This is a genomic window from Candidatus Binatia bacterium, from assembly GCA_036382395.1.
GTDB lineage: Bacteria > Desulfobacterota > Binatia > HRBIN30 > HRBIN30 > JAGDMS01.
Genome location: DASVHW010000005.1, coordinates 1 through 4759 on the forward strand (window position 1 = coordinate 1; position 4759 = coordinate 4759).

Below are 4759 nucleotides of genomic sequence, written 5' to 3' on the forward strand. Positions count from 1 at the left end.
GGTCGCTGCGGCGCAGACCACGCTCGACATCCAGGAAAAGATCCGCCAGGAAGAAACTAACCACTCGCAGATCATGCGCACCACGCATTTCCTCACCGACGTTTACGGCCCGCGCCTGACCGGCTCGCCCAATCACAAGGCGGCGGCGGAATGGGCGGCGAAGCAGATGACGTCGTGGGGATTCCAGAATGCGCACCTGGAACCGTGGGACTTCGGGCATCCCGGCTGGACCAATGAGCGCGCCAGCGGCTACATCACCGCGCCCATGCTCGCGCCGTTGACTTTCAAAGTTCTCGCCTGGACCAACGGCACCAAGGGCACGGTCACGGCGCAGACCATCGAGATCGATCCGCCGGAAAAACCCAAGCAGCCCGACATGGACGCCTTCCTCGCCTCCATCAAGGACAAGGTCAAGGGCAAGATCGTGTTGGTCGGCAAGCCCGGCGTGGTTCCGGTGACGATTGACGTTCGTCCGCGCCGCATGGACGACAAAGCGGCGCACGATCGCTACGACCCCAACAATCCCAACGCCGGGCAATACGGCCCGCCGCGCAACGCCCAGCAGGAACCGCCGGACCCCAGCATTCTCACGGGTGCGAAGATCAACGAGCAGATCGACGCCTTCCTGGTCGCCAACGGCGCGCTCATGCGCGTCAATGACGCACGCATGGAACACGGCCTGATCCGCGCCTTCAACAACCGCACCTTCGATCCCGCGAAGGCCGTGCCCAGCGTCGTGCTGCGCAACGACGACTACGGACGCATCGCGCGCATCATGGGCGACGGCACGCCGGTCACCCTCGAATTCAACATCACCAACAAGTGGTATCCCGAGGGCAAGACCTCCTACAACATCGTCGCCGAAATTCCCGGCACCGATAAGAAGGATGAAATCGTGATGCTGGGCGGCCACCTCGACTCCTGGCACTCGGCTACCGGCGCCACCGATAATGCCGTCGGCGCCGCCGTCATGATGGAAGCCGCGCGCATCCTGCAGGCGATCGGCATCAAGCCGCGCCGCACCATCCGCGTCGCTCTATGGAGCGGCGAGGAGCAGGGGCTGCTGGGCTCGCAGGCGTATGTGAAGCAGCACTTCGGAACTTTCGAAGAGCCCAAGCCGGAGTTCGCCAAGCTGGTCGGATACTTCAACGTGGACAGCGGCACCGGACGCATTCGCGGCGCCAGCGTCTTTGGGCCGAAGGAAGATGCGGACGTGCTGCGAGCATCGCTCGCCTCGCTTTCCGATCTTGGTTTTGCCGGCGCCGTTCCCAGCAAGAGCCGCCGCCTCGGCGGGACGGACTCGACCTCGTTCTCGAAAGCCGGGCTTCCGGGAATCGGCCTCGGCCAGGACCCAATCGAGTACTTCACCGATACCTGGCACACCGACATTGATACGTATGAGCGGATCATCGAGGACGACGTGAGGAAGTCGGCGATCATCGTGGCGTCGGCAATCTACGAGCTCGCCATGCGCGACGCGATGCTGCCTCGCTTCGCCGCCGCCGACATGCCGGCGCTGCCGCCGGAAACTCCCGAGGGTGGACAGCCCGCGCGTCCGGCAGCGGCGGGCACTGCCACCCGGCCCGGATCCAACAACCAGTAAGACTCAACCGGATGCATCGCAATCGCGGTGCATCCGGTTTTCATTTCACATCATGATCATCCGCAGCTTGCTGTTCCTACTATTACTGAGTACCGGCGCCGCGTCCGCGCAAACCTCGAGTGACATCGCCGCCATCTTTTCCGACTTGCAATCGGACGCCCCCGGCGCCGCGGTCCTTGTTGTCCGTCACGGGCAGACGGTATTCAAGCAGGGCTTCGGCGTTTCCAATCTCGATGAGCGCACGCCGATCACCGCGCAGACCAACTTCCGCCTCGCTTCCGTCACCAAGCAATTCACCGCCGCAGCCATCATGCTGCTCGTCCGCGACGGCAAGGTGAAATATTCGGACCGCCTCACCGACATTTTTCCGCAGTTCCCCGCCTACGGACGCGACATCACCATCCGTAACCTGCTCAACCACACATCGGGGCTTCCCGACTACGAAGACCTCTGGGACAACCAGTTTCCTAACACCGCTCCCGACAAGCTGCCGCAGATCCGCGACGCACAGGTGCTCCAACTGCTCATGCGCCAGGCGGCCGGACGGTTCGCGCCCGGCACGCGGTACGCCTACAGCAACTCCGGCTATTCCGTGCTCTCGCAGATTGTGGAAAAGATCGCGCAGCAGCCTTTCGAGGATTTTCTCCGCGCGCGCATCTTTCTTCCGCTCGGCATGAAAAGCACCGTCGCTTTCGTGGACACGCGGAACATCGTACCCAAGCGAGCCTACGGCTATCGCATGGTCGAGGACAGGTGGGCCTTCTCGGATCAGAGTTCCACCTCCGCGGTCCTGGGCGATGGCGGCGTTTACTCCTCGCTCGACGACTTCCAGCAGTGGATCGCCGCACTGCGCACGCACAAGCTGCTCACCGCCGGCGAAATGGCGCCCGCGCTTGCGCCCGTCAACGTGCGCAAGTTTGAGCCCGCAAATTCAGAGGAGTTGGTTCCGTACGGCTTCGGCTGGTTTCTGGATCCCTACAAGGGCCACCGGCGCATGTGGCACGGCGGGGAAACCATCGGCTTCCTGACCGCGATCCATTACTTTCCCGACGACGACCTCGCCGTGGTTGTGCTCTGCAACCGCACCGACGTGAAGCCCTCGGAGCGTGCGCTCAAGGTCGCCGACTTGTTTTTGAAATCCCGCTAGTTACTGGCGCGCGTAGAATCCTTCGCGCGCCTGCACGACCAGGTCCTTCGATTTCATGGTCAGGCGGATTTTGCGAAACGTTCCGTCATAAGGCTTGTCCGACGAATATCCGATGCTGTACTGGTTGCGCAACTCTTCCTGGATGCTGGCGTAAATCTGCTCGATCGGATACTTGCCAGAAACCTCAAAGAAACGCCCGCCGGTTTCCTGCGCCAATTGCTGCATGACTCTCTTGCCATCCTCGGGGCCTGCCTGTGGGAACGGCATGCCGCCACCGCGCCGGCCGCCGCCCATGCCGCCTGGGAAACCGAAGCCGCCGCCGCCGTACGCCGACGCATCGGAAAACAGGATCGAATAAACCAGCGTGTCCGCGCGCTGCGCCGATTCGATGGCGTCCGCCAGCGTCAGCTTACTTCCAGTGTCGACGCCGTCGGAGAGAATAATGACCGCCTTGCGCCCTTGCTGCTTCGACATCAGTTCATTGGAGGCAAGGTAAACGGCGTCGTACAGATTGGTCCCTCCACCGCTGCGGCCGCCACCCCCACCGCCGCCTCCGCTCCCGCCCTGGCGTCTTCCGCCTCCTGGCCACCCCATGCCGCCTCCCGGCCACCCGATGCCAACGCCTCCTCTGCTGCCACCGCCACTTCTTCCTCTGCTGCCGCCTCCGGGTTGCGACCCGCTGCGATCCCCAATCTCAAGTTCATCCAGCGCCGCCCGCAGCTTCTGCCGGGACGACGTCAGGTCCTGCAACAGCTCCACGTCAAAATCAAAGTGAAGGATGAACGCGTTATCCCTATCGAGCCGCAGCAACTCGTCGAGGAAAACGACACTGGCATCCCGCTCCTGGCCGAGTACACGCTGCTGGCTTGGGCTGGTGTCCACCAGCAAGCCGAGGGTGAGCGGCAGGTCCGACTGCTGCGAGAAGTACTTGATGGTCTGCGGGCGCCCGTCTTCGGTGAGCGTGAAGTCGTCCTTGGTGAGGTTCTTGACGATGTCGCCGTGCTTGGTGCGCACGCTGGCCAGGACGTTGATGACTTTCACGTTGACCGACAACGTGGGGATGTCCTGCGAATAGAGGCGTGACGCGCCGCCGAACGCGCACGTTGTCATCAGTACGATCGAAAGCGCTGTGGACCGCCGCGTGGCGCCAAAGACAGACAGGAACTTCATGGCAGGCTTACCCCTTGCACGTATAAACCCGCTGCGCGACAGGAGTTGCGGGCGATTCCGGCGCACGTTGCTTTGCTTCCGCGGCATCGACTTGACTAGTCATAGGACTAGTCATATGATGAATCTCGGAGAATCTCAAATGGCTTCTTGGAAATTACATGAAGCGAAAGCCCGCTTCAGCGAGTTGCTGGACACCGCCGCCAGGGAGGGTCCCCAGGTGGTGACGCGCCGCGGTGAGGACGCTGCGGTGGTCGTCCCGATCGACGAGTGGCGGCGCGTGCAATCCTCAGCCCGACCCACCTTGAAGGACTTCCTCCTCGGCCCGGGACCGCGCTTTGACCTTCAGCTTCCCTCGCGACGTTCTTACCGCCGCCGGCGACCGGTGGCGTTTGAATGAACAAGTACCTGCTGGATACAAATGTCGTATCCGAGCTTCGGAAGCGAAAGCCACACGGCGCGGTCGTGGCGTGGCTCCAGACGCTGAGAAGTGATCAGGTATATCTATCCGCCGCGACCAGGGGTGAATTGCAGGCGGGAATCGAACTCACGCGGGAGCAAGACCCCAAGAAGGCCGGCGAGATCGAACTATGGGCCGACCAGCTTTCCGATCTCTACACCATATTGCCTATGGATTCGGCGTGCTTCCGCGAGTGGGGACGCCTCATGCATAGGCAGCCCGACGAGTTGATCGGGGACGCCCTGATCGCCGCTACGGCACGCAGCCATGGATTAATTGTCGCGACCAGAAACGTACAGGACTTTCGCCAGCTCGGAGTTGAGCACTTCAACCCGTTCCGGTTCTCTGCGGACCCTCACTCTTCCGGCGCATAGTAGCCGCT

Annotated in this window: 5 protein-coding genes; 4 read left to right on the top strand and 1 reads right to left on the bottom strand. The window is 62.4% G+C overall.

Annotation, left to right across the window (positions count from 1 at the left end; translation table 11 throughout):
- Positions 1 to 1603 (top strand): M20/M25/M40 family metallo-hydrolase (locus tag VF515_00320; protein ID HEX7406068.1); only part of this gene is annotated, 1603 nt, incomplete at its 5' end.
- Between the two features lie 52 nt (positions 1604 to 1655).
- Positions 1656 to 2750: a serine hydrolase domain-containing protein gene (locus VF515_00325; GenBank protein HEX7406069.1), complete on the top strand. Its 1095-nt coding sequence runs from the start codon at positions 1656 to 1658 to the stop codon at positions 2748 to 2750.
- On the opposite strand, the gene VF515_00330 is transcribed toward VF515_00325, so the two are convergent.
- Positions 2751 to 3920: a VWA domain-containing protein gene (locus VF515_00330; protein ID HEX7406070.1), complete on the bottom strand. Its 1170-nt coding sequence runs from the start codon at positions 3918 to 3920 to the stop codon at positions 2751 to 2753.
- A gap of 139 nt (positions 3921 to 4059) precedes the next feature.
- On the opposite strand from VF515_00330, the gene VF515_00335 reads away from it, so the two are divergent.
- Positions 4060 to 4317: a type II toxin-antitoxin system Phd/YefM family antitoxin gene (locus VF515_00335; protein ID HEX7406071.1), complete on the top strand. Its 258-nt coding sequence runs from the start codon at positions 4060 to 4062 to the stop codon at positions 4315 to 4317.
- Positions 4314 to 4751 (top strand): type II toxin-antitoxin system VapC family toxin, encoded by a 438-nt coding sequence (locus VF515_00340; protein HEX7406072.1) that lies wholly within the window; start codon positions 4314 to 4316, stop codon positions 4749 to 4751. Before VF515_00335 ends, VF515_00340 begins: the two co-directional genes overlap by 4 nt.
- Positions 4752 to 4759 lie beyond the last annotated feature (8 nt).

Excerpts from the sequence above, each read along its gene's own strand:
- VF515_00335 (HEX7406071.1), top strand. The coding sequence starts at position 4,060 with ATGGCTTCTTGGAAATTACATGAAGCGAAAGCCCGCTTCAGCGAGTTG.
- VF515_00340 (HEX7406072.1), top strand. The coding sequence starts at position 4,314 with ATGAACAAGTACCTGCTGGATACAAATGTCGTATCCGAGCTTCGGAAG.
- VF515_00325 (HEX7406069.1), top strand. The coding sequence starts at position 1,656 with ATGATCATCCGCAGCTTGCTGTTCCTACTATTACTGAGTACCGGCGCC.
- VF515_00330 (HEX7406070.1), bottom strand. The coding sequence starts at position 3,920 with ATGAAGTTCCTGTCTGTCTTTGGCGCCACGCGGCGGTCCACAGCGCTT.